The sequence below is a fragment of the Candidatus Methylospira mobilis genome, from assembly GCF_009498235.1.
GTDB lineage: Bacteria > Pseudomonadota > Gammaproteobacteria > Methylococcales > Methylococcaceae > Methylospira > Methylospira mobilis.
In genome coordinates this window covers 4,412,670-4,436,455 of the sequence record NZ_CP044205.1, presented here as the reverse complement: position 1 = coordinate 4,436,455, position 23,786 = coordinate 4,412,670, and the positions used below count along the sequence as shown (strand labels likewise).

The window sequence follows — 23,786 nt, the reverse complement described above, 5'->3', positions numbered from 1 at the left end:
TATGGAAAATACGCGCCGGCTGATCGAATTCATGGCTTTGCTGCGCGACCCGGCGCAGGGCTGCCCCTGGGATTTAAAACAGGATTTTGCATCACTGCTGCCTTATACGATAGAAGAAGCCTACGAAGTCGCCGATGCCGTCGAACGCGAAGATTACGACGATTTGCGCGACGAACTGGGCGATTTGTTGCTTCATGTCGCCTTTCATTCCCGCATTGCCGAAGAGCGGGGCCTGTTCGACTTCGAACAGGTGGCAGCGGCCATCTGTTCGAAGCTGGTGCGGCGGCATCCTCACGTTTTTCAAGGCATGGTTTTTGAGAACGATGAGGCGCGTATCCATCACTGGGAGCAAAGCAAGGAGCTCGAGCGCTCGCGCAAGCTTGAACAGTCCTCCGACACGGCGCAAAAAAGCGCGTTGTCGGGCGTTGCCAATACATTGCCTGCTCTGATGTTTGCGCAAAAACTGCAAACTCGCGCTGCGCGCCAGGGGTTTGATTGGCCGGGCATAGACCCTGTTTTCGAAAAGGTGCAGGAAGAGCTTCGGGAAATGCGCGAAGCGTTTACTGTGGGCAGCGCGGCGCAGATTGAGGAAGAGTTGGGCGATCTGCTCTTTTCCGTGGTTAATCTGGCCAGACATTTGCATGTGGATGCCGAGACCGCCTTGCGCGCCGGCAGCCACAAGTTTTCCCGGCGCTATCAGGCCATGGAGCGCTTGCTGCAAGAGAAAGGAAAGCAGATGGCCGATTGTTCTTTCGAAGAAATGGATCTGTGCTGGGAACAAGCCAAACGCGCGCTGTCCATAACCGCTTGAGCGCAACGTCCGGTTCACTCACCGGCAAGGCCAACAAGTTACGTCCCTAACGACCGACAATTTGCATGAATACCTCTATTGAAGAACAGACATCCGCTACCGGGATGCTTGATATTTCCATTCAAGGACGCCCGCGCGTAACGGTCGCCGCGATTATAGAGCGGCAGGGTCTCTTCCTGATGGTGGAAGAACGGAACGCTGCCGGAGAACTGGTAATCAACCAGCCTGCCGGTCATGTCGAAATGAACGAATCGCTGGTGGAGGCGGTAATACGCGAAACTTTGGAGGAAACCGCCTGGCATTTTATTCCGGAATTTCTGGTTGGCGTCTATCTGTGGAAACATCCGCGTGCCGACACCAGTTTTTTAAGAGTCTGCTTTGCCGGCCGGGCGGCTGATCACGACCCCGCCCGCGCCCTGGACGATGGTATCGAACAGGCGGTCTGGCTAAGCCACGCGGCTTTGCTGGAGCGTAGCGCCCGGTTACGCAGCCCGCTGGTGCTCGATACCATCAGCGATTATTTATCGGGAGAGCGCTATCCCTTATCGGTATTGAAACCGCCGACGGGCTCCGCGGCATGAGCCGGCATGTCGTTGTCGGTATGTCGGGCGGCGTAGACTCTTCCGTAACCGCGCTGTGTCTGCTGGAGCAAGGTTACGATGTCAGCGGCCTGTTCATGAAAAACTGGGACGAGGATGACGGCACCGAACTCTGCACCGCGATGCGCGATCTGGAGGATGCGCGCAAAGTGTCCGAGCGTTTGGGCATCAAACTGCATACCGTCAACTTCGCCGCCGAATACTGGGATCGGGTGTTCGAGGCTTTCCTGTCGGAATATACCGCAGGGCGTACTCCGAATCCCGATATCCTGTGCAACCGCGAAATCAAATTCAAGGCTTTTCTGGATTATGCGCTGGAGCTGGGAGCGGAGCTGATCGCCACAGGACATTACGCGCGCGTCGCAGAAGATAACGGCGTGTACCGCTTGCTCAAGGGCGTAGACACCGGTAAGGATCAAAGCTACTTCATCTATACCCTGGGGCAGAAACAACTCTCGCGAACGCTGTTCCCGTTAGGCGGCATGGAAAAGCCCGAAGTGCGCAAGCTGGCGCGGCAGGCCGGATTTGAAAATGCCACCAAAAAAGACAGTACCGGCATATGTTTCATTGGCGAGCGTCGTTTCCGTGAATTTTTACAGCGTTATATACCCGCGCAGGCCGGCGATATCGTCACGGTGGACGGCGAGACCATAGGCCGTCATCAGGGCTTGATGTATTACACCTTGGGGCAAAGGCAGGGTTTGGGCATCGGCGGTGTGCACGGGGCTGCCCAGGAAGCATGGTACGTAGTCGGAAAGGACATGGCGCGTAACGTGCTGAACGTTGCTCAAGGACATGACCACGCTTCATTGTTTACCGATGGGCTGGAAGCAGGAAACCTGGATTGGGTAGACGACCGAATGCTCGATGCGCAACTACATTGCGCCGCCAAAACCCGCTATCGCCAGCCTGATCAGCTTTGCGATGTGACTCCTCTGCCTGGAAATCGTTGCCGTGTTCATTTCGTGCAACCTCAGCGCGCGGTTACGCCGGGCCAAGCCGTGGTTTTTTACTATGGAGACCAATGTCTCGGCGGCGGTACCATAGAGCGTTCGTGGTTGCGATATTAATGCTTCGGGCAGCACAGAGTATGTCTTTAGAATCAGTGCAAACGCACATTGTCCTGCACAAAACACGATTTATCGAACAGACAGCGTAAACGTAACCGGCCCGTCATTAATCAACGCAACCTGCATGTCGGCACCAAAGCGCCCGGTTTCGACATGGCCGTGCTTTGCTTTCAATATGGCCAGAAAGTAATCGAACAGGAGTTGCGCCTGTTCGGGCGCGGCGGCGGTGGAAAATCCCGGACGGCTGCCCTTGCGTGTATCGGCGGCAAGAGTGAACTGCGAAATGACCAGCAATCCGCCTGCAATATCGGTCAGGCTGAGGTTCATCCGCTCATCGGCATCAGGGAAAATCCGGTAGCTGAGGATGCGCTCGGCCAGCCGCTCGGCGCAGGTTTCCGTATCCGCAGGCTCGATCGCAACCAGAGCAAGAACCCCGCGCCCGATTTGCCCGACGCAGACCGCATCCACTTCGACCGAAGCGCGGCTAACCCGCTGGATGACGGCAATCATGCCGTGCTCTCTTGTTCAGTAGGTGGGCATTTTACGATCGACTTCCGCCGCCCAAGCCGCGACTCCGCCTTTAAGATTGATGATATTGCTGAAGCCGTTGCCGATTAAAAACTGGCCGCTTTGCGCGCTGCGCATGCCATGATGGCAAATCACCACCGTTTCCCGAACTTTATCCAGCGTATTCAAAGCACTGGCTAGTTTGCTCATAGGAATATTGATGCTGCCGGGAATATGGCAAAACTGAAACTCGTGCGGCTCGCGCACATCCAGCAGCACAGGGCCGTCCGTAGACGATTGCAGGCGTTCGGCCAGTTCAGCCGCGGTAATCGTGTTCATGGTCGTAGCGATTCCTTAAATTCTGAGTGCATAACCACATGCCAATATAGTTGTGTTTTATGAGTCAAGGCTGGATGCCGTTTTTCTGCATCGCACGAAACACGGTTTGCCCTATCTGCGCCGGATTGCGGGCGACATAGAGCCCCAGGCTCTCCATCGCGTCCATTTTCGCCTTGGCGGTGTCTTCCTCGCTGGCGATAATGGCCCCGGCATGGCCCATGCGGCGTCCGGCAGGCGCTGCGACGCCGGCAACGAAACCGACTACAGGTTTTTTCATGTTTTCCTTGGCCCAGCGCGCCGCAGCAACTTCCTGCGGTCCGCCGATTTCGCCGATCATCACCACGATCTCGGTTTCCGGATCGGCTTCGAATGCTTGCAGCACGGTGACGAAATCAGTGCCGTTGATCGGATCGCCGCCTATGCCCACCGAAGTGGTGATGCCCAGCCCGAGCGCTTCCATCTGTTCGGTTGCTTCGTAGTTAAGCGTGCCCGAACGGGAAACGATGCCGACATTACCTTTCTTATAGATATGCGACGGCATGATGCCAACCTTGCATTCACCGGGCGTGATGATACCGGGCGTATTCGGTCCGATCAAAATGCTGTCCTTGCCGACACGGAAGCGTTGCAGCAGCACCATGTCGTGAATGGGAATACCGTCGGCTATGGTTACCGCGACCTTGATTCCGGCATCTATGGCTTCCATCAACGCGTCGGCGCTAAATGGCGGCGGTACGAAAACCCCAGAAACGTTTGCCCCGGTTTCGCGCACCGCTTCGGCAACGGTATCGAATACAGGCAGCCCCAAATGTGTGGTGCCGCCCTTGCCGGGCGTTACGCCGCCGACAACGTTGGTGCCGATTTTTATCGCATCCTGCGCATGAAAGGTAGCGTGCTCGCCGGTAAATCCTTGAAAAATGACTCTGGAATCCTTGTTGACAAATACGCTCACGATCAAGCCCTCACAATTTCAACCGACTTGGCGGCTGCGGCATCCAGGTTTTCGGCACTAATGAACGCAAGGCCGGACTCATCCAGAATCCGGCGGCCTTCTTCCACATTGGTGCCGGCCAGCCGTACGATCAGCGGCACCTTGATTTGCAGCGTATTGCAGGCCTGGATCAGACCCAGTGCTATCCAGTCGCAACGGTTGATGCCGGCAAAAATATTGACCAGTATGCATTTGACATTGGGGTCTTCCAGAACGATGCGGCAAGCGTTGGTCACTTTTTCCGGCGATGCTCCGCCGCCCACGTCCAGGAAGTTGGCCGGTTTTCCGCCGTGCAGGGCGATGGCGTCCAGAGAAGCCATCGCCAGCCCGGCGCCATTCACGATGCAACCGATATTACCGTCCAGTGCGATGTAATTCAAACCATGACCGGAGGCTTCGACTTCCTTGGAGTTTTCTTCGGCCAGATCGCGCAGTTCAACGATTTCCTTTTGGCGATAAAGGCTGTTGTCGTCGAAGTTGAATTTGGCGTCCAGCACCATCAGTTGTTCGTCTTCGCCCACAGCAACCACCGCCAGTGGATTGATCTCCGCCTGCAACGCATCCTTGTCGCGCATGACACGATATATGGCTTTCATCAGTTTGACGGCCTGCGGCATGAGCCTGCCTTTCAGACCGACCGCCGTGGCTACTTTGCGGCATTGAAAATCGCGCAGTCCGATAGCCGGATCAATGACTTCGGTAATTATTTTTTCAGGCTGATTTTTTGCTATGTCTTCGATTTCCACGCCGCCTTCGCTTGAGGCAATCAGCGTGATACGCTGGCTGCTTCGGTCGATCACAAAACCCAGATAGTATTCTTTGCGAATCTGGCTGGCCTGCTCCACCCATACGCGCTGCACGACCGAACCTTCCGGGCCGGTCTGATGCGTTACCAAATGCGTCCCGATCATCGCGTCGGCGGTCTTCTTCACTTCATCAATGGAAGAAACGACCTTTACGCCGCCGGCCTTACCTCGCCCGCCTGCATGTATCTGGGCTTTAACCACCCATTTCGCGCCGCCGATATCTTCGGCAACCTGGGCGGCCTGTTTATCTGAATACGCTACCCCCCCCGAGGGTACCGAGACGCCATAGGATTTCAGCAGCTCCTTGGCCTGATATTCATGGATATTCAAAAAAATCTCCGGTTTAAGGGTGGCTTGATTGCAAGCCTTCATTAGTCATCTCAGGCGCGCTTCACGGGTCAGACAGCCCCCGCCGCCGCACTCAGCTGCTTCTCGATTCGATTTGCTTGACCTGGCGCACAACGTTTTCGGCCATGCGTATCGATGCAGCGTCAATCAAACGCCCGTCGAGCGATACCGCACCCTTGCCTTCACGCGCAGCCTGCTCCATGGATTCCAGGATACGATAGGCGCGCGTGACTTCTTTTTCAGTCGGCGTAAAAACTTCATTCGCCAGCGCGACCTGCGACGGATGAATCGCCCACTTGCCTTCACAGCCCAATGCCGCCGCGCGGTAAGCTGCGGCACGGAAACCGTCCGGATCATTAAAGTCGCCGAAGGGACCATCAATGGGACGCAACCCGTAAGCACGGCACGCTGCAACCATGCGCGAGATGCCGAAATGCCATTGATCGCCCCAATGAAAATCGCGCCGACCGGCTTCGTCAGGGTCGGTCAGCATGCCGTAATCCGGATTCGAACCCCCTATATTGATCGTTCGCGCGCGCACCGACGCAGCATAATCCGCCACGCCGAACACCATGGCCTCCATGCGTTCGGGACAGCAGCGCGCGATTTCTTCCACATTCGCCATTCCCATTGCAGTTTCGATCAAAACATGAATGTTGATGAGTTTGTAACCCTTGGCTTCCTCTATTTGCGACAACAGGGTCGATACGAAATACACATCGGCCGCCGAGCCGACTTTGGGAATCAATATAGTATCGAGCTTGTCTCCGCAGACTTCGACGATCTCGACCAGATCCCGGTAGGCGTAGTGCGTATCCAAGCCGTTCATGCGGATGGAAACTGCGCATTTCGACCAGTCGCAGCCGTTCAAGGCATCTATGATATTCAGGCGAGCCTGTGCCTTGTCGTCCGGTGCAACCGCATCTTCCAGATCAAGAAAAACGACATCCGCGCCAGCGTCCGGAGCTTTTTCAAGCATGCGTTTATTGCTGCCGGGTACGGCAAGCTCACTACGATGTAAGCGGTTTTTAACAGCCATGTTGTACCTATTAAGAATTCAAAGAGTCTGAATTTTAAGACTATTCAGCTACCGCAGCTTTTAGTGCGGGGTAAGGGTCGTAGAGACGCGCGGAAGCGTGCCCAGGGTGGCTCGTTTTTTGTCTTCCCGCCATAGACAGACGCCCCTATCCCCATCGCTCTCGGTGATGCCGAATAGATACGAAATTGATTACGGCAGGGTGCAGGGAATGCGTTGCGCCAGGCATTGCGTATGCCCCGTTCAAAGACGTTCTTTGCGATAACTCCGGAAACTGAGCAATTGTAACATAACCGGCCCAAAAACTGGAGTTAGCCGCTTATAGAAATAAAATACTTTTATATTATAGTGTTAGAAATAAACAATCGACATTTATCCCAACCGGGGCAGCAAAAAGCGCGGAACCCTGGCGTACAGCCTAAATACAGGCGCGCTGTCTTCAAATCATAATGAAACGGTAACAAGATCTTCATGTTATAGTCCTAAAGTAAGTTCCCGAGATTATTTATCCGCCTATCCTTCTGGAGTCACTGAATGCCGGGAACGTCACCATCCATATCCCTCAATCTGCCGGTTCGCCGTTATGTGTCCGAGGTAGCTAAAAATCAGGCGGGCGTCCGCGAATCGCAGGCCTTGCGCTACCGCATCTTCGCAGAGGAAATGGGAGCCCACTTGCATACACGCACGGAAGGGCTCGACTACGATGAAATCGACGATTATTGCAACCATCTGCTGGTACGAGAAACCCGTACCGGTAAAGTTGTCGCATGTACCCGGCTATTGACTGACTCCCAGGCCGCGCGTCTCGGCCGGTTTTATTCGGAAGGCGAATTCGACCTGAGCAAAGTATTGACGCTGCCGGGACGTTTTCTGGAAATCGGCCGCACCTGCGTGGATCCGTCGCATCGCGGCAGCGTGGTGCTCGGCACGCTATGGAATGGATTGGCCGAATATGTGCACGAAGGAAACTTTAATTATTTGATGGGCTGCGCCAGCATTTCCCCCGGAACCAGCGGATTTGCTGTCGATGCGGTTTATCGCCAGATTCAAAGCCACCAATTCGGCCCCGATTCCCTGAAAGTCAGGCCTTTGAAGCCGGTGCCGCAATGGAAACGCTGCATTAATGACGAAAGCGGCATCCCACCGCTGTTACAGGCCTATCTTCGTCTGGGGTGCTGGGTCTGCGGCGATCCTTACTGGGACGAAGACTTCAACGTCATGGATGTTTTTATTCTGCTTGACTTGACGCGGCTGCAAAACCGCTACGAAAAACGCTTCATGGCGGAACGCGCTGCGCCTGCATACCGCAGTGCGGTAGCTGCCATGTCCTGACTCGCGTTCTCCCTCCGCAATCAAGATGGTAAAACCCTGTTATTCAGATCTGTGCCTGTCTTTCTTGAAGGCGGTTTTTATCATAGGCCTGCTGCTGTGCGGCGTAATTATCGTGATTACGATAATGCCCCTACTGCTGAATGTGCCGGGTGGGCGAAAAAGCGCACTGTTGGCGCAACAAATCTGTAGCTGCTGGCGCAAAACCGCATGCCGCATACTGAACATCCATACCCACATTACCGGCGCGCCCTGTTCAACCGCCGGGCTGGTGGTGGCGAATCATATTTCCTGGCTCGATATCATCGCCATAGGGGCTCAGCAGCCCATGATATTTATAGCCAAGCAGGAAGTCTCAGAATGGCCGGTCATGGGTTTTCTTGCTGCGAATATCGGTACGCTGTTTGTCAGCAGGGGGGACGGGGCCGAAACCCGACGTACCGCCGAGAAAATGATCTGGGAACTGCGCGCCGGCAAGCGCTTGATGCTGTTCCCCGAAGGGACGACCACGCGCGGCGATCAAGTGCTGCGCTTCCACCCCCGCTTGTTTCACCCGGCGCAGCAGGCTCAGGTGCTGGTGCAAGCGGTATCCGTGCATTATAGCGGGGCCGCAAAAGAAGTTGCTCCGTTTGTAGGCGACGACGCTTTCGTGCCACATTTACTGAAAGTCATTCAACTGCGCCGCATCGATCTGCACCTACACTACTGTACGCCGTTATCATCCGTGCAGGAGCGCAACCGTCTGGCGCAAAGCGCGCGCGCGCAAATTATAGACGCCCTCCAAATGGACGAAGTCGTGAAGAAAGCCGAATAATTTATTCGTCAATAGTCATTCCTCGAGCGATTTATATCACGATCGCAGGAACCGGAAGCATGGCAGGCCTGTCCGGACCGCGTAAAAGCGCGCAGGCAGATTCAAACCGAGCTGCAAATCAATGCATATCGGCTCGACACAGACCCGCCTCGCTTCATTTTCAACAAAATAAAGCCGAACAGTTACCATAAAACAACAAAAATACGAAATAATGCAAAATTTCATTGAATTGTAATCAATTTAATGCATTAGTGTAACAAACCCTGTTTATTATTTTCTACAAACCAACAATGAGCTGTAAGCAGGAGAGTTTCCATGAAACTGGATTACCGGACTGTCTGGATTTCCGATGTACATTTGGGTACTCGTAGCTCCAAAGCCGAATATCTTCTCGATTTTCTTCGGCATATACAATGTGAGCGCATCTATCTTGTCGGCGATATCATCGATATCTGGAAAATGAAGGGCGGGTTTTACTGGCCCTCCATGCATAACGAAGTTGTGCAAAAATTAATGGAAATGGCGCGGCGCGGTACAGAAGTGATTTATATTCCCGGCAACCATGACGAACTGTTTCGCGCTTATGTGGGCACGGAATTCAACGGCATCAAAATACAGGCGCGCGCGATCCATGTAACCGCGGATCAGAGACGCCTGTTGGTGCTTCATGGCGACGAGTATGACGCCGTGGTCTGCACCAGCCGCTGGCTGGCCATGCTCGGCAGCGAAGCATACGACTGGCTGATCGAAATAAACCGCTGGTTCAACGAAGGCCGGCGCATCTTCGGCTTCCCTTATTGGTCGATGTCGGCCTACATCAAGCATAAAGTAAAAAATGCGGTCAACTTCATCTTCGAATTTGAAAATGCGTTGATACACGAAGCCAGCGAGCAACAGGTCGATGGCGTGGTTTGCGGGCATATACATCATGCAACCATACGCGATACCGCACAGGGCATACAGTACTGCAACTGCGGCGACTGGGTGGAAAGCTGCACGGCTTTGGCTGAAAACAGCCGGGGCGAGATATCCATCATCAACTGGGTCGAACAAAGCGCCTATCTGTTGGAGCAGGCCAGTATTGCGTCCGGAACCAAGAAGCATTTGACCGTGGCCTGATAATCGGAGTTTCAGCTTTCCCGGCAGTACCAGCAACTGCCGGGGCTGTATCTTACAGATCAAGCTCCTTTTCCCTTTCAGATGGAAAGCCTGTCATCAATTTATCATCGCACTGTCACCGTATCGTAACACCAAAGGGATACGATTTCTTTCCGGCAACAGAAACACTGAATTAATTCGATACGCGCGTTTTTACTGTTAGAATCAAAAACAGATCAATATAAACGCGAGCATAAAACGATTAAATCAGTGCTTTTCAAAAAAAAATAAAGGAAGAAGAGGTGGCGTCATGAGACTAATACAAAGCATACACGCATTCGACGTTTTTTTATTTGGCTGGATTTCCAGGCTCAAATATCAAAAGCTGCAGGTTGCTCTCGCGAAACTGATATCGAAAACAGCAGACGGCCCAGTTTATCTGATTTTCGCCATAGCCTACGGTTTTCAAGGAATAGTGGAGCGGGATCTGGTTTATTGCATGTTCATGGCCTTCCTGATTGAACGCCCTACCTATTTCGTACTCAAAAATCTGTTCAAACGCCGCCGACCGACGGTGGCGTTGAATATACCTGGTTTTATTATCCCGTCGGATCAATTCAGTTTCCCATCCGGACATACTTCGGCTGCATTTTTAATGGCTACGCTGCTGAGCAGTTACTATCCCGCCCTGCTACCGCTGCTGTTCACATGGGCGTCGCTGGTGGGGTTGGCGCGGGTCGTGCTCGGCGTGCACTTTCCCACTGACACAGTAATCGGCGCCCTGATGGGCTCATCAATTGCGCTAATAAGTATGGAGTTTTTTCTGCAGTGAAAATTTTTTACGGCGTACAGGGTACCGGTAACGGACATATCACGCGCGCTCGCGCGATGGCTCCCAAACTAAAAGCTGCCGGTATCGATGTCACTTTTCTATTTACAGGCAGACCATGGAAGCACTTCTTTGAAATGGAAGCCTTTGGCGACTTTGAATGGCGCGACGGCCTGACATTTCAAACCAAAAACGGGAGTGTTCAGTATATAAAAACTGCGCTGACCAACCCTACCTTCCAGTTCATACGCGATGTAAAGGAGCTGGATCTGTCGGGTTACGATAAAGTCATAACCGATTTCGAGCCGGTTACAGCCTGGGCAGCCAAATTACGGGGCATCCCAACAATCGGGCTGGGCCATCAATATGCGTTTGGTCAGGATATACCGAAAGCCGGAGCCAATTTTATAGGTACGCAGGTACTCAAATATTTCGCCCCGGCCACTATAGGTCTTGGCATACACTGGAACCATTTCCATATGCCCATCCTGCCTCCGCTGATTGAAACCGATGCGGAAATGCTGCCGATACAGGAAGGTAAAATTATCGTCTATCTGCCGTTCGAAGACGTCAATATCGTCATCAACCTGTTGAAGCCATTTAAGAAATATCAGTTTTATATCTACAGCCCGATGGCGCCGCACGATGGACATGAGCATCATGACCACCTGCATGTGCGCCAGCTATCCAGAGCCGGGTTTCAACATGATTTTGCCAACGCCGCCGGCGTGATCTCGAATGCGGGCTTTGAACTGGCCAGCGAATCGTTGCATATGGGCAAAAAGATACTCGCAAAACCCTTGCACGGGCAAATGGAGCAGCAATCCAATGCGCTGGCGCTGGAAGTCTTGCAATTGGGCGAAGTCATGCAAAATCTGGACGCCAAGGTGATCGAAACCTGGCTTGAAAACAGCCAGCCGGTGCGCGTCAGATTTCCTGATGTTGCTTCGGCAGTGGTAAATTGGTTGCTCAAGGACGATGGCTCGCAGGCCGACAACGGCTGGATTGATCAACTCTGGCAACAAACGGTCAAGGAGCGCCTCTAGTCCGGCAGTCAATAATAGCCAAGCTGCAGCAATCGACTACTTGCTGACTGCTCGGCAAACGGACTCCCATAATAAACAACGAAATTTATTTTCAGTACGCGTACTAACGCATACGCTGTGTGTTCACCACTTTATTACAGAACAATATTTTATGGCCGGTCAAAATCTGAAGGGCATCCCCCGTCTCGTTGCTGCATTTTTTAATTCAATAGAAGGCTACAAGGCCACATGGCAGAATGAAGAAGCATTCCGCCTTGAGATTTACCTGTTGGCTATCACCACGCCGTTGGGCCTGTGGCTGGGACATGGCGCAGTCGAAAAATTATTGCTGGTAGGCAGCGTCATACTGGTTGCTATCGTCGAACTGCTTAACACCGGCATCGAAGTCGTAGTCGACCGTATCAGCTTCGAGCATCATGAATTATCCGGGCGCGCAAAAGATATCGGTTCAGCAGCAGTTACGACCGCCTTGTTGCTCGCGGCTATGAACTGGATTCTGATATTGCTCGCTCATTACGGCATAGGCGCCTGATTGCGCGCCGCGGCAGTAGCTAACCCATGCTGGATAAAGACCTCATACTGCTATCGCGTCTGACCTGTCCGCATTGCGGATACTCGGAAGTGGCAACGATGCCCCGACCGATGCCTGTATATGCTTTTATGAATGTAAAGGCTGCGGCGTACTTTTGAAACCGCAGCCCGGAGATTGTTGCGTATTCTGTTCGTATGGTAGCGTCAAGTGTCCTCCACTACAGCAAGCGCACGCTTGCTGTACGAACGTCCACCCTTAAAAAGATGCACAATAAGCGCTTCCCTAGCCGGAAATCAGCAGCCTTTCCGCCTCCCGATATTTTTCTGCAGTTCTTAATAAAATTTCCTGCGGCAAATGCGGACCCGGCGGCTGCTTGTTCCAGTCCAGGGTTTCCAGGTAGTCGCGAACGAACTGTTTATCGAAACTGGGCGGACTGACTCCCGGTTGATACAGGGCAGAAGGCCAGAAACGGGAAGAGTCGGGCGTCAACGCCTCATCAATCAGCACCAGCTGTCCGTACTCATCAAGTCCAAATTCGAATTTGGTATCAGCGATAATGATGCCGCGTTGCAGTGCATACTCGGCCGCTTCGCTGTAAAGCTGCAGGCTGATATCGCGCATTTGCTCCGCCAGATTCTGCCCCAGCAACGCGATGGTGCCGGCAAAATCGATGTTCTCGTCATGCGCGCCCAAAGCCGCCTTGGTAGAGGGAGTAAACACGGGGCCAGGCAATTTGCCAGCCTGACACAGACCTGCCGGCAGATCTATTCCGCAAACTGCCCCGCTACGCTGGTAATCTTTCCAGCCGGAACCGATCAAATAACCACGCACCACTGCTTCGACCGGCAATGCCCGCAATTTGCGTACAACCACGGCACGCCCCTGCAGGCTGGCCGCTTCGACGGGGCTGGGAACTACCTGCTCCACATCCAGCCCGGAAAGATGATTCGGAACAATATGCTGTAACCGGTGAAACCAGAAGTTTGAAAGCGCCGTCAATACCTTTCCTTTACCCGGAACCGGATCGGGAAGAACGACATCGAATGCCGACAGCCGATCCGTGGCGACAATTACGATGTAGCGGTCATCCACATCATAAATATCGCGCACTTTCCCGCGCGCGCGCAACGTCAATGAACTCAACTGCGTTTCATAAAGTACTTCTGGTGCACCCATATCCTCTCCATAATTAAAATCGTAACTGTTCGGCTATCGGTTTTGCGACTGCGTGTAAATTTGACAAAACACGCCGTGTAAGCATGTAGGGAGTGGCCCCGCCTTTTGGCTCCAAAACCCAATAAATGCGCTCGCCGATCTTATCCGCAGTCCCTTTTGCAGGGTCACACTCGGTTGCGCTCAATAGTAATAAACTATTCTTGACATGAATATATTTGATATGAAAAATTAATATGCCGAATGCATTAATATCAATCGCGTTATCATCAGCCAAGTACGGGAAATTATCAAGTATGCTGGAAGCAGCAGACGAAAGCGCGCTTACGAAATATAGCGGGGGATATGCGATTCGCGACTGGCGCAGAAGTGCAAACCGTCGCCGGCATCGTGTGCCAATCCGGACAAACCGCATCCATGCGGGGACGAAAAAGTTTGCACATGCCTATTGACAACAGTGCGACTGTTATTTATAGTAACCAACTTAGCAGCATGCGGGAATAGCTCAGTTGGTAGAGCACAACCTTGCCAAGGTTGGGGTCGCGAGTTCGAGTCTCGTTTCCCGCTCCATGATTTTCAAGAGCGCTGTGTCGTATTATCGCAATAACAAACATCGGCTGAGTGGCAGAATGGTCATGCAGCGGCCTGCAAAGCCGTGGACGCCGGTTCGATTCCGACCTCAGCCTCCAAATTACTGTTTAACCCCGTCTCATACAGTATCAGAACCCCGCAGCCCGTAAGGCTTGGCGGGTTTTTTATTGTCTCATGCCGTCGCACCCCGTATCATGCAATACCGTCACTTATGGCGGTATGTATGACGGTATCGCCATAAAAATCGAAACCGATACCGTCATGCAGGGGGAACGCGCATGTTAAGCGATATTCAGGCACGCAAAGCCAAGCCACAAGAGAAGCCCTACAAGCTGGCCGATGAGCGCGGGCTTTATCTGCTGGTCAATCCGAACGGTGGCAAGCTATGGCGCGTTGATTACCGTTTTGCCGGCAAGCGCAAGACCTTGGCTCTGGGCGTTTACCCTGACGTTTCCCTGTCCGACGCACGCGCCAAGCGTGACGAAGCGCGGCAACTGCTGGCGCAAGGCGTAGACCCATGCGAGCAACGAAAGGCCGTAAAGTCGGCCAGCGCTGAACGGGCGGCAAACAGCTTTGAAGTGATAGCCCGTGAATGGCTGGCAACGAAAACGGCAAAGTCATTACCGGCTACCGTGCTGCGCACCACCCAGCGGCTTGAAAACGATCTGTTCCCCTATATCGGCAATAGGCCGATTGCCGAAATTGAAGCGCCGGAACTGCTGGAAGCGCTTAACAAGACCGTCGAACGCGGCGTGCTGCATACGGCAAAGCGTGTGCTTGCTGATGCCGCATGCGTGTTTCGCTTCGCTATCCTCACGCGCCGGGCAAAGCATAACCCGGCTGCTGACCTTGTGGGCGCGCTTCCCAGTGATAAGGTTAAGCACCATTCAACTATCGTTGAGCCAAAGGAAGTGGGCGAGCTGTTGCGGGCTGTAGACGGTTACACCGGCCTTCCTGCTGTCCGTTCCGCCCTGAAGCTTGCGCCGCTGGTATTTCTCAGGCCGGGAGAGTTGGCCGGGGCTGAATGGGGTGAATTCGATCTTGACGCCGGAGAGTGGCGCATACCCGGCGAACGCATGAAGATGGACGGGCGGCACATCGTCCCCTTGTCCGCTCAGGCCGTGGCAATTCTGCGCGATCTGCACCCGCTGACCGGCCACCAGCGCTATGTATTCCCCCATGCCCGCAACAAGGGCCAGCACATGAGCCGGGAGACCGTGCGCGCGGCGCTGGTGCGTATGGGTTACGGGCCGAGCAGTGAAACGCCGATGACGGCGCACGGCTTCAGGGGTATGGCGTCCACCCTGCTGCATGAGCAGGGCTGGCCGTCCGACATGATAGAGCGCCAGCTTGCACACTCCGAAAAAAACAAGGTAAAGGCCGCATACAACCACGCCGAACACTTACTAGAGCGCCGCCGCATGATGCAGGCATGGGCCGATTATCTGGACGGATTGAAGGCGGGCGCTGTTGTGATTCCTTTTCTCCAGAAAACCGGATGACGCCCAACCTATAGGCGTTGGGATAAAAGCCGGGATCAGTTTACAACTGCTCTTTAAAGAGCCCGGGAGGGTTTCATGGCAATGATATTCAGCGATTGGCGCCCACGGATAGCCCTGCGGATGGCCGCAGGAAATGATGAAATCAAGCGCTGGCTGAATCAAGCGACCTTCGCCAAGGCATCAACCGGGCATTGGATGGCCTGGAAGGGTGACGATCCCAGCCGCATAGCGGTGCTGCCGCCAGATCACCCCGAAGGCTCGGAATGTTTTTGGCTTGATAGCTGGGATAAAGACGATACCATCGAAACGGTTATCGAATACGTTGAATCCGGGCGCTTTGATACGGATGACGGTGTAGTGCTGAGTCTGCAAATCCTGAATCCAAAAACAGGGGAGTGGGAATAATGCATGCCTGAACGCATCTTTTGACTGTTCGTCTATACACCACACCGTAACTGTTGTAGATTTTCCATCGCGCCTAGTCCGGCCAGACGAAAACGGGATTCCTTCACCCGCTGGCGCATTCCAGTCTTGAAGGTGCTTCCTGAAGGGAAAGCGATGCACGATATTTTAAGGCAAACCATTTATTCACTGAATGATCGGAAAGAAAAACTCGAACGCCTCAGTTCGAAGGCCGCAGGACTCAATGACGACCCATCGTTTCTCGCAATAGAATCGCGGGAATATCTTCCAACGAAAAAACTTACCGTACAACAGGCCGTAGCCTTATCCGTAGGGATTAATCCCAAGCATGAGTTCAGCGCCCTTACATACGATGAACGCGATGTTATCCAATACGCTACTGGCGACGCTCAAGCGCGTTTAATAGAGTTTTTCGAGCGTTGCCAGCTGATTCGGGATCACCTGCACGAGCGATCTATCCCGGTACTGGAAGTTTCTCAGAATTATCTGTTCCACAAGGTCATGCTTGATGATGTTTCTTCGTGGGTTGAAACGATTGTCGAACAGAAACCAGAAGTTGGTATAGCAAAATCAGCAGAAAAGAGCCCTAGTAAAATGTCCGCAGCTGAGTTAAGCCAGGCCTACGGAATTACAGTTTATATAGCTGAAAACATCCTGTTTATTCTGAATGAAGCAGAAAACCTAAACATTGATCTGAAAACATCTTTCACAAGAGGCATACGCGCCAAATTAAAGGATAAGGTAGTAAATCTTAGTGACGATGCGTTCAATCGTGCCTGGAAAGCCGGGCAAAGTTCGGGGCTGATCGCTAAACCACGCTAAATCCGCACTAAAATCGCACCAAATCCGCACCAAATCCGCCCTTATTTATCATGTAGTTAGTCTCATAATCTTGCCATGTTCAATGACGTCTCAGGAGACGCAAGCATGGCAATGCCCGCACTAACCAACTCAGCCGAATTGCCCGAACCTGGATTTATTAGGTTGGCGGCACTCGTTAATGTCGTCCCAATCTCCAAGGCTTCAATTTGGCGGTTATCAAAAATAGGCCGTTTTCCGGCGCCGGTTAAGCTGTCAGCCAACTGTACCGCTTGGAGAAACTCTGATATCAATAATTGGATTCGCGAGCGTCAATAATGTCCGTGCAAAAAAAGTACGGATTGCACCCGCTTTGCGCAATCTTCCCACCGATGACGGGGCATGAGTTCGAGAAACTCAAGATTGACATAGGCGCGAACGGCCAAATCCAGCCGATTGTCCTCTACGAAAACAAAATTCTCGACGGCGGCAATCGTTACCGTGTTTTGACAGAGCTGGGTATTGAGCCCTCTTTCGTCGAGTACATTGGTAACAGTCCAGTTAAATATGTTTTGTCCTGCAACTTGCATCGTCGGCACCTTACGCCGGGACAGGCGGCGACTATAGTTGCTGCCGCGCAAGACTGGAGGCGCGCACATCCAGCGCATCGTGTCTCAAAAGAAGGGTGCAACGTTGCACCCTTCTTGGAAGCCGATAATTTTGATTGCAACGACGACGCTAAGACCGATAAAAGTGCAACTTTGCAATTTGAATCTGTAGCAGATCGAGCGGCGGACTCTGGCGCAAGTCTTCGCACTCAAAAAATGGCCGATAAACTGGTTAAAAACGCGCCGCCCGAACTGGTCGAGCAGGTTACGACCGGGGAAAAATCGCTTAATCAGGCGCTTAAAGAAATCCACGTTCTGTCAGTAAATTCAAAGCAAAAGTCACAACCGCCTGTCATTGCAGGCCAGCCTGCAGTAGATCAACAGAACTCAGAAGTCGAAAGCTTGCGCGATCAGTTATCAGAATTGGCGTATAGCCTCGAAGAGACCCTCAAAGAAAACGACATCCTGCTAAAAATCATCCATGCCGACGACCAGCTTGCAGCGGCACACGCTGAGGTCAAAAGACTTAACGCGATGAACCTGACGCTGGAGTCTCGCGTGTTTGGGTTGATGGAGGAGAAAAATGAGGCGATACGCCTTGTTAAATATTACAAGCGCGAAATGGAGAAAGGCCATGCAAGCTGAAATATTTGACGATACTCCATATTACGCGTCAGAAAAGTTCCCAGATCCACGCCCGTTTCAAGTCACCGCCCATGAAAAACTGAGGGAAGGCGCGCGCGCTGGGCATCGAGCGCAAGTGACTATGGCGCCCACGGGTGGAGGGAAAACCTACTTGGGGCTGCGTATCGCTTACGAAGCCTTAAAAAAAGGCGCATCTGCAATTTTTGTCTGTGATCGCATCACGCTTATCAATCAAACATCAGCCGTTGCCGACCGCTATGGTTTGAGTGCGCACGGCGTTATTCAAGCGAACCATTGGCGTGTGAATCCGCGCATGCCTTTCCAGATCGCCAGTGTTCAGACGTTGGCACGTCATAACTGGCCGAAATCCGATGTTGTCATTATCGACGAATGTCACTGCCAATACGCCGCTTGGGTTGAGCATGTCAAGCAGACGGATGCCATGGTTATAGGCCTGTCCGCTACACCGTTCAGCAAAGGCCTGGGCAAAATTTTTACCAATCTGGTTAATGCCGCAACGATGCATGAGCTAACGGAATCGGGCGTACTTGTGCCGATGCGGGTGCTGTCATGCAAGCAAGCGGATATGACGGGGGCTGAAACTTCTGGCGGAGAGTGGACTGACCGTGCCGTCGAAGAACGGGGCATGGAAATCATCGGCGATGTGGTCAAGGAATGGCAAGAACATGCCCAAAACCGCAAAACCATTATTTTTGGAGCCACGATCAAGCACTGCAAAGAATTATGCCGCAATTTCATTGATGCTGGAGTTATGGCTGCGGTTTTTACCGAAAAGACGCCCGATGCCGAACGCAAGCAGCTACTTGAAGAATTCTATAAGCCCGACTCATTTATTCGTGTATTGATTTCGGTCGAGGCGTTATCAAAAGGATTTGATGTGCCGGATATTGAATGCGTTGTTGATTGCCGGCCACTGCGAAAGTCTCTATCCACCGCAATTCAAATGTGGGGGCGCGGTTTAAGGTCATCCTCTGAAACCGGTAAAACTAAATGCCTGTTGTTGGATCACTCTGGAAACATAATCCGCTTCGCGCAGGACTTCGAGAATATTTTTTTCAATGGCCTGAGCGAGCTTGACGCAGGCGAAAAGCTGGATAAAACAATCCGGCGCGAAGATGAAATCGAGGGCAAGGAAAAATGCTGTCCGTCGTGCGGTCACCGGCCTTTTGCCTCGCGCTGTATTTCATGCGGATTTGAGAAAAAACAATCGGCGCTGATCGAACACGTTCCAGGGAAAATGCAGGAAATCATGATCGGCAAAAGGAAAGCCGCCGATGATTCTCGTCACCTGTGGGAGCAGGTATGCACATATACCCGCTCGCATGGCAATCCAAGTACAGCGGCTGGACGCGCATGGCATATCTTCAAGGAAATTGCCGGTTTCCCTGTTCCAGCAGGCATGCCTCCGTTTGAAGCTACCCCAGGAGCGGCAATAAGCGCTGTTGTTGCCAACAAAATTAAACAAAAGCAGATCGCATACGCAAAATCCCATTACAACAGGAATGTGGCATGAGTGAGTTTCTTCAGTTCGCCATAGCTCACGGTTTGGAAATATCCCGTTTGAACTGTTCGGATTCGATACAGCGCTGCGCAACCACAACAAAGCCACGTTCGCGCAACGGCGCTTACTTTTTCGACGGCGCGCGCGGCTGGTGCTGCAATTGGGAAACAGGGCAGGGAGTCCAGTGGTGGAACGATCCCAACGCAAAACCGTGGACGGAACTGGAAAAATGCGAATGGAAGTTGCGTAGCCAGCGCGCCGCAGCGGAACGTCAACGCCAGCAGGAACGAGCGGCACAACGGGCCGGCGCGCTGGTGCGAGCGGCCAAACTCGATACGCATGGTTATCTTGTCTACAAAGGCTTTCCGGAACTTCGCGGGTTGGTGACGGAAGATTATTCGTTGCTGGTGCCGATGCGCGATTGTGAGGATTACCGCCTGCTGGGTGTCCAGTCAATTCGGCTTATAGATAACGAATGGCAAAAGAAAATGCTGCCCGGCCAGCGGGCAAAGGGTGGGGTGTTTGTTATTGGCAATAGACACGCTTCAGAGACGATTTTGGTTGAAGGCTACTCAACTGGATTAAGCGTTAAAGCAGCGCTCGACAGACTCAATCTTTGCGCAAGCGTAACGGTTTCGTTCAGCGCAGCAAATCTTGCATATGTGGCCGCGATGATTCCAGGTAAAAAAATGATTTATGCCGATCACGACAAGAGCGGCACCGGCGAGCACGCAGCCATTGAAACCGGGCATCCATATGTCATCAGTCAATCGCTTGGAAACGATGCGAACGACGATCACCAACAATACGGGCTGATGTATCTATGCAAACAGATCATGTTGCTCAGAAGCCTGTAAAGCGATACCCGAAATGCAGGCGGCTTACGCGTGAGATAGCGCAGGCGCACGACCTTACGGCGCGCGATGTAGCGCTGTTATTGGACGAATCGGACTGCGAGGCCATTGAGAGCGATACCGACCCTTTACGGGTTCGAGCATGGAGATTTGCGGCAAAGGATTTGCCGAAGCAGTAAAGATTCAAACGTACTCCGGACGATACTAAGGGCCTATTGGGGCTGCGCGGAAGAAAACCATATCCGGCTGGGTGCAACTCCCTTATGACCGGACGGCGGGCCTGAACTCGAAAGCCGGGGGTAGACGCAAAAGCGGCTACAGATCGAGTACCACGTAGGTGGGGTGAAATCCTCTCTTTCTCCATACAGGGTGTTATGGGGGTAGGGGGGCCTTTTGGTGAAATATAAAGAAGCAATAACCCTGTCGTTACAGCAATTTGCGCCGGAAAACGCAAATTTCGCCACTCTCCTGATCAATTTCGTCGTCACCCTCGATAAATATGCTCAAAACCATGTTTCCGCCAACTGAATCAAACTTGACATGATTCGAAGAAGCGCATAAATTCCGAACGCCCAGATGCCCGGAATAGTTATCCGGGGAACGTTTGGGTTCCATGGCTGCGTTTTCGATGTAAAGAAGCGCGTCGGCGCTATTGACGAGCGGATTTATTGGGCCTACAGTTTTATCGTCGTCCGCACCCACCGGGCAGCCTCTCTTGCAAGAGTCCGGGTGAGTAGCTTGATCCAGCGATGGTTCAATGTCATCGGAGGCCAATAGCAAGGCTCCCGCTTCTGTACAGCATGGCGTAGGATAGAAGTGCGTAGGCTGGAATGCGCCCGAAACCGCATCCAGCGCGCCCTTGCCGCCCCAATCTTCTTACACTGTAAGCGCCCAGGCATTCCCACCGGTTCTCTTGATGGCTAGACTGCTTATTTGGGACGATATAACCGATGATGCCGGAGCGGTTAACGCTACCGGCATCTACGCGCCTGATTCCTCTGGTATTCGGAATCAAGGGGGAGCGGAAGCCAAAGAAGGCTTGGATTTAAGTGTAGGCCAAGCGTCAAATATCGACAACTCAAATTTCGTCCCGCAAGCCAGCGGCATCAAAACCTGAGAAAAGATCAACGCTCAGGTGTCGGTCATTACCGATCGGATTCGCTAACGTCCTTCCCGTACTGTTCCAGGCGCTCAACAGATATCTTGGCGCTGGTGCGACCGATAGCAGCGGCCTGCTGGCGCGCAACCATCGGCGTTATGACAGCGCGCGGCGAGATCCCTAAGCGCACCATCGAACCCGAAAAGCTGGTCCGCTGCCGCGACTGCAGGCACGGACAAGCCACCAGCCACGCGATGATTTACCAGTGCGGCGCTGAGCGCATGGCGCCCGCTCCAGCCGGCTGGTGGGGCGTGAACAGCCATGTATGCGAACAGTTCAAGGGGAAGTCATGAGTAACGGTATTTTCGAGCCACACGGCTACACAGAAGACGGCGAGCCAGTCTTTCAGCTTGAGCAAATAGCGGCGGTTTTCGGACTGACGCCGGAATAGGCTCAGGCCAGCATCAGGGCGTTTATGCTGAGCCGGAAGGCGCAAGGGTTGCCGTTCGAGGCGGTTATCCTGGTAAGGTTCACAGGCGGCAGTAAGGGCGACCTACGGCACGAGGACGGACACTGCCGGAGTGGATGCGGGGGCTGCACAGCAGGCGTATTGGAAGGCCACTACGCCGAGCGCCTGAATCCACCGATTGTAGTCGGTGGTCATTCAGTTCCTGTTTCACCCATAAACTGGAATAGTTATTTTTATAGGTAATTAAGCTCCTATCCTACTAAACTTGCGAGTTCCCGCATGTCTGGCAACAACAAGATCATGAATAGTGTCTTGCAAATTTTGCTGCTCCAATCGTTTCTTGATTGATTCAGCAATCCTAAACAAGACAGAAGGGCGCGCACCCTTAAAAGATATGGATAAAACAAAATCATTCAAGCCTAACTCATACGCCAGAACCCCAAAAAGCTCGTCTGCATATGACTCGGATATTGTCTCGACACTCGATAAATCAAACACTACTTTTTTATCGCACGCCAAATTTGATGTGATCTGCTGCCGCAAGTGTCCCGCTGACCGACGGGACGCTAAATCGGTCCCTATAGGACTAAGTATTATTTCCTCCATAACCACCCCCCAATAATCCAATCAGTTCACTGGTAATATTATCTATTCTTTTTTTACCAGTATTATTAACAATCAAAGAACTATCAAATCTACACGCAACACTTACACCCTTCCACGAGAAGTTCAAACTTTTCGTATAACTCTGTTGCGGCTCTATAACGTACATTGCTTCACCGGTAGCCAGCCATAAAGTGCCGCTATATGTCGCAACAAGATCAGTGAGCTTTGCAAGCCCGAGCCCTTGGTGATGATTATCAGACTCTTTGACCCTCGCAATACCTAGCATAGGGTTCCCCATCATATCGGAAGGCAGCCTCTGATCCCAGCCATCATCAGATGTTTGGCTAACTAACTTTGATGAGTTTCCTCTTTTAATGCACCAATCAATTGCCTCAGCATCTGATCGAATTGAAAGTCCAACACGACGTAATTCTCTCAGAAAACCAATGCCACGATCTGCGAGTGCAAATTCAAACAAAAAAGCATCTTCGGAATATGGTTTTTTCCAACGCTGAGCCATCGAAAATCCCGTACTCTTTCCGTGCGACCACACATTGTCATGAAGATCACCAACGACCTCGCAAAGGCTATTTGAGAACTCATCGACACTCAGTCCGCTACACAAATTCCTAATGCATGCATTGATGGTTTGTGTGGCACCATCTGTAGATTCTGCATTTTCAAGGAGGACAAGTGGGCTGTAATTTACTCCTTCATTTCGTCTAGGATATGGATATGTATCAACACAATTAAGCGCAGAAGGTAACTTTATTGCCTCGCAATAGCCGCGCTGATCATCATTAATGAACTGGATGTCACTATAATTAGCACCTTTATCACGAGCATGAGCAGCGAACGAAACCCAAAAGCCCGGAGAGTAAAATTTACCCTCTAATCTACTGAAACCCTCAGCTCCCTCCTCTCTTGAGCGGAGGTCGTTATCAACATAGTCACTAAGCCCATATGCAGCCAATCCAGTTCTCCTACGCAATGGAGCCTAGTACAAAGGTGTTTTTCATCAAAAAACGCTGTTTAGATAATACCTGATTTTGCTTGCCGTCGTAACCCTGTCAACTTTCACAGGCTTGACAGCGCCCCAACCTTCAGCGCAAACTTTATCCGCAGTCTGGACGCATCCAGACCGGGCGTGACAACCCGTTTATGTATAGGCGCAACAGCGCCAACAGTGGGCGCTTTTTTTGTGCCTGCTGTATATCTCTATGGCGGCTGGTGCAGGGCACGCGCAAGCGTGGCCGGTTCCTATACGCCGGTATTGTCACCCCTGCATTAGCCGCCACCATTACCGCCGTGACAAGCGGTCTGGTGGCTCCGAAATCTGTA

27 protein-coding genes, 2 tRNA genes and 1 pseudogene are annotated in these 23,786 nt (G+C 52.5%); 22 read left to right on the top strand and 8 right to left on the bottom strand.

Annotated elements, in window-relative coordinates; translation table 11 throughout:
- Nucleotide 1: 1 nt before the first annotated feature.
- From mazG to mnmA, 3 genes are all read left to right on the top strand, one after another.
- On the top strand, nt 2-811 hold the full coding sequence (gene mazG / locus F6R98_RS20260; protein ID WP_153250624.1) for a nucleoside triphosphate pyrophosphohydrolase: 810 nt from the start codon (nt 2-4) through the stop codon (nt 809-811).
- 65 nt (nt 812-876) lie between these two features.
- A complete protein-coding gene (locus tag F6R98_RS20255) occupies nt 877-1,392 on the top strand; it encodes an NUDIX hydrolase (RefSeq protein ID WP_228124991.1) in 516 nt (171 codons plus the stop codon).
- On the top strand, nt 1,389-2,480 hold the full coding sequence (gene mnmA, locus F6R98_RS20250; RefSeq protein ID WP_153250623.1) for a tRNA 2-thiouridine(34) synthase MnmA: 1,092 nt from the start codon (nt 1,389-1,391) through the stop codon (nt 2,478-2,480). The genes F6R98_RS20255 and mnmA overlap by 4 nt, the downstream gene beginning before the upstream one ends.
- 69 nt (nt 2,481-2,549) lie before the next feature.
- Here mnmA and dtd read toward each other — a convergent pair whose 3' ends face one another.
- The 5 genes from dtd to F6R98_RS20225 all read right to left on the bottom strand — a co-directional run bounded on the left by dtd (nt 2,550) and on the right by F6R98_RS20225 (nt 6,510).
- Nucleotides 2,550-2,990 (bottom strand): D-aminoacyl-tRNA deacylase, encoded by a 441-nt coding sequence (gene dtd / locus F6R98_RS20245; protein ID WP_153250622.1) that lies wholly within the window; start codon nt 2,988-2,990, stop codon nt 2,550-2,552.
- A 15-nt stretch (nt 2,991-3,005) separates the two neighbouring features.
- Nucleotides 3,006-3,326: a rhodanese-like domain-containing protein gene (locus F6R98_RS20240; RefSeq protein ID WP_153250621.1), complete on the bottom strand. Its 321-nt coding sequence runs from the start codon at nt 3,324-3,326 to the stop codon at nt 3,006-3,008.
- 64 nt (nt 3,327-3,390) lie between these two features.
- Nucleotides 3,391-4,278: a succinate--CoA ligase subunit alpha gene (gene sucD, locus F6R98_RS20235; protein WP_153250620.1), complete on the bottom strand. Its 888-nt coding sequence runs from the start codon at nt 4,276-4,278 to the stop codon at nt 3,391-3,393.
- Nucleotides 4,279-4,280: 2 nt separating this feature from the next.
- Nucleotides 4,281-5,453, bottom strand: coding sequence for an ADP-forming succinate--CoA ligase subunit beta (gene sucC, locus F6R98_RS20230; RefSeq protein WP_153250619.1), 1,173 nt, complete (start codon nt 5,451-5,453; stop codon nt 4,281-4,283).
- Nucleotides 5,454-5,544: 91 nt separating this feature from the next.
- Nucleotides 5,545-6,510: an HpcH/HpaI aldolase/citrate lyase family protein gene (locus F6R98_RS20225; RefSeq protein WP_153250618.1), complete on the bottom strand. Its 966-nt coding sequence runs from the start codon at nt 6,508-6,510 to the stop codon at nt 5,545-5,547.
- A gap of 531 nt (nt 6,511-7,041) precedes the next feature.
- Here F6R98_RS20225 and F6R98_RS20220 point away from each other — a divergent pair.
- The 7 genes and pseudogenes from F6R98_RS20220 (at nt 7,042) to F6R98_RS22315 (ending at nt 12,414) form a co-directional block, all read left to right on the top strand.
- The gene (locus tag F6R98_RS20220; RefSeq protein ID WP_153250617.1) at nt 7,042-7,839 is read left to right on the top strand and encodes a GNAT family N-acetyltransferase; all 798 of its coding nucleotides are present in this window, start codon (nt 7,042-7,044) and stop codon (nt 7,837-7,839) included.
- 64 nt (nt 7,840-7,903) lie between these two features.
- Entirely contained in the window at nt 7,904-8,650 is a 747-nt protein-coding gene (locus F6R98_RS20215; RefSeq protein ID WP_194270043.1) for a lysophospholipid acyltransferase family protein, read from the top strand.
- A gap of 315 nt (nt 8,651-8,965) precedes the next feature.
- Nucleotides 8,966-9,769: a UDP-2,3-diacylglucosamine diphosphatase gene (locus tag F6R98_RS20210; RefSeq protein WP_153250615.1), complete on the top strand. Its 804-nt coding sequence runs from the start codon at nt 8,966-8,968 to the stop codon at nt 9,767-9,769.
- A gap of 289 nt (nt 9,770-10,058) precedes the next feature.
- Nucleotides 10,059-10,580 carry a phosphatase PAP2 family protein gene (locus tag F6R98_RS20205; RefSeq protein ID WP_153250614.1) on the top strand — a complete coding sequence of 174 codons (522 nt, stop codon included), beginning with the start codon at nt 10,059-10,061 and terminating at the stop codon, nt 10,578-10,580.
- Nucleotides 10,577-11,623, top strand: coding sequence for an MJ1255/VC2487 family glycosyltransferase (locus F6R98_RS20200; protein ID WP_153250613.1), 1,047 nt, complete (start codon nt 10,577-10,579; stop codon nt 11,621-11,623). The genes F6R98_RS20205 and F6R98_RS20200 overlap by 4 nt, the downstream gene beginning before the upstream one ends.
- A 151-nt stretch (nt 11,624-11,774) precedes the next feature.
- A complete protein-coding gene (locus tag F6R98_RS20195) occupies nt 11,775-12,155 on the top strand; it encodes a diacylglycerol kinase (RefSeq protein ID WP_153250612.1) in 381 nt (126 codons plus the stop codon).
- A gap of 29 nt (nt 12,156-12,184) precedes the next feature.
- Nucleotides 12,185-12,414: pseudogene (locus F6R98_RS22315) on the top strand (GDCCVxC domain-containing (seleno)protein).
- 23 nt (nt 12,415-12,437) lie between these two features.
- Here the strand turns inward: F6R98_RS22315 and F6R98_RS20190 are convergent.
- Complete coding sequence (locus tag F6R98_RS20190; protein WP_153250611.1) at nt 12,438-13,331, bottom strand: phosphoribosylaminoimidazolesuccinocarboxamide synthase; 894 nt, start codon at nt 13,329-13,331, stop codon at nt 12,438-12,440.
- A 491-nt stretch (nt 13,332-13,822) separates the two neighbouring features.
- Between F6R98_RS20190 and F6R98_RS20185 the strand changes: the two genes are divergently transcribed.
- The 12 genes from F6R98_RS20185 to F6R98_RS20135 all read left to right on the top strand — a co-directional run bounded on the left by F6R98_RS20185 (nt 13,823) and on the right by F6R98_RS20135 (nt 21,723).
- A tRNA-Gly gene (locus tag F6R98_RS20185) sits at nt 13,823-13,898 on the top strand.
- 45 nt (nt 13,899-13,943) lie between these two features.
- Nucleotides 13,944-14,017, top strand: a tRNA-Cys gene (locus tag F6R98_RS20180).
- A gap of 180 nt (nt 14,018-14,197) precedes the next feature.
- The gene (locus F6R98_RS20175) at nt 14,198-15,421 is read left to right on the top strand and encodes a tyrosine-type recombinase/integrase (protein ID WP_153250610.1); all 1,224 of its coding nucleotides are present in this window, start codon (nt 14,198-14,200) and stop codon (nt 15,419-15,421) included.
- A gap of 75 nt (nt 15,422-15,496) precedes the next feature.
- Nucleotides 15,497-15,826 carry a hypothetical protein gene (locus tag F6R98_RS20170; protein ID WP_153250609.1) on the top strand — a complete coding sequence of 110 codons (330 nt, stop codon included), beginning with the start codon at nt 15,497-15,499 and terminating at the stop codon, nt 15,824-15,826.
- Nucleotides 15,827-15,979: 153 nt separating this feature from the next.
- Nucleotides 15,980-16,666, top strand: a complete 687-nt coding sequence (locus F6R98_RS20165) for a hypothetical protein (RefSeq protein WP_194270042.1) — start codon at nt 15,980-15,982, stop codon at nt 16,664-16,666.
- Between the two features lie 75 nt (nt 16,667-16,741).
- Nucleotides 16,742-16,981 (top strand): helix-turn-helix transcriptional regulator, encoded by a 240-nt coding sequence (locus F6R98_RS22940; RefSeq protein WP_407079264.1) that lies wholly within the window; start codon nt 16,742-16,744, stop codon nt 16,979-16,981.
- Entirely contained in the window at nt 16,981-17,895 is a 915-nt protein-coding gene (locus F6R98_RS20155; RefSeq protein ID WP_153250607.1) for a ParB N-terminal domain-containing protein, read from the top strand. The genes F6R98_RS22940 and F6R98_RS20155 overlap by 1 nt, the downstream gene beginning before the upstream one ends.
- The gene (locus F6R98_RS20150; protein ID WP_153250606.1) at nt 17,885-19,429 is read left to right on the top strand and encodes a DEAD/DEAH box helicase; all 1,545 of its coding nucleotides are present in this window, start codon (nt 17,885-17,887) and stop codon (nt 19,427-19,429) included. The genes F6R98_RS20155 and F6R98_RS20150 overlap by 11 nt, the downstream gene beginning before the upstream one ends.
- Nucleotides 19,426-20,274 carry a hypothetical protein gene (locus tag F6R98_RS20145; RefSeq protein WP_153250605.1) on the top strand — a complete coding sequence of 283 codons (849 nt, stop codon included), beginning with the start codon at nt 19,426-19,428 and terminating at the stop codon, nt 20,272-20,274. Before F6R98_RS20150 ends, F6R98_RS20145 begins: the two co-directional genes overlap by 4 nt.
- A gap of 393 nt (nt 20,275-20,667) precedes the next feature.
- Nucleotides 20,668-20,799: a hypothetical protein gene (locus tag F6R98_RS22575; protein ID WP_265588118.1), complete on the top strand. Its 132-nt coding sequence runs from the start codon at nt 20,668-20,670 to the stop codon at nt 20,797-20,799.
- A gap of 388 nt (nt 20,800-21,187) precedes the next feature.
- On the top strand, nt 21,188-21,388 hold the full coding sequence (locus tag F6R98_RS20140; RefSeq protein ID WP_153250604.1) for a hypothetical protein: 201 nt from the start codon (nt 21,188-21,190) through the stop codon (nt 21,386-21,388).
- Between the two features lie 95 nt (nt 21,389-21,483).
- Nucleotides 21,484-21,723, top strand: coding sequence for a hypothetical protein (locus F6R98_RS20135; RefSeq protein ID WP_228124990.1), 240 nt, complete (start codon nt 21,484-21,486; stop codon nt 21,721-21,723).
- Between the two features lie 359 nt (nt 21,724-22,082).
- Here the strand turns inward: F6R98_RS20135 and F6R98_RS22935 are convergent, their stop codons facing one another.
- Together F6R98_RS22935 and F6R98_RS20125 are read right to left on the bottom strand one after the other, a co-directional pair.
- Nucleotides 22,083-22,445 carry an STAS-like domain-containing protein gene (locus F6R98_RS22935; RefSeq protein WP_153250602.1) on the bottom strand — a complete coding sequence of 121 codons (363 nt, stop codon included), beginning with the start codon at nt 22,443-22,445 and terminating at the stop codon, nt 22,083-22,085.
- Nucleotides 22,426-23,418 (bottom strand): hypothetical protein, encoded by a 993-nt coding sequence (locus tag F6R98_RS20125; RefSeq protein WP_153250601.1) that lies wholly within the window; start codon nt 23,416-23,418, stop codon nt 22,426-22,428. Before F6R98_RS20125 ends, F6R98_RS22935 begins: the two co-directional genes overlap by 20 nt.
- Nucleotides 23,419-23,786 lie beyond the last annotated feature (368 nt).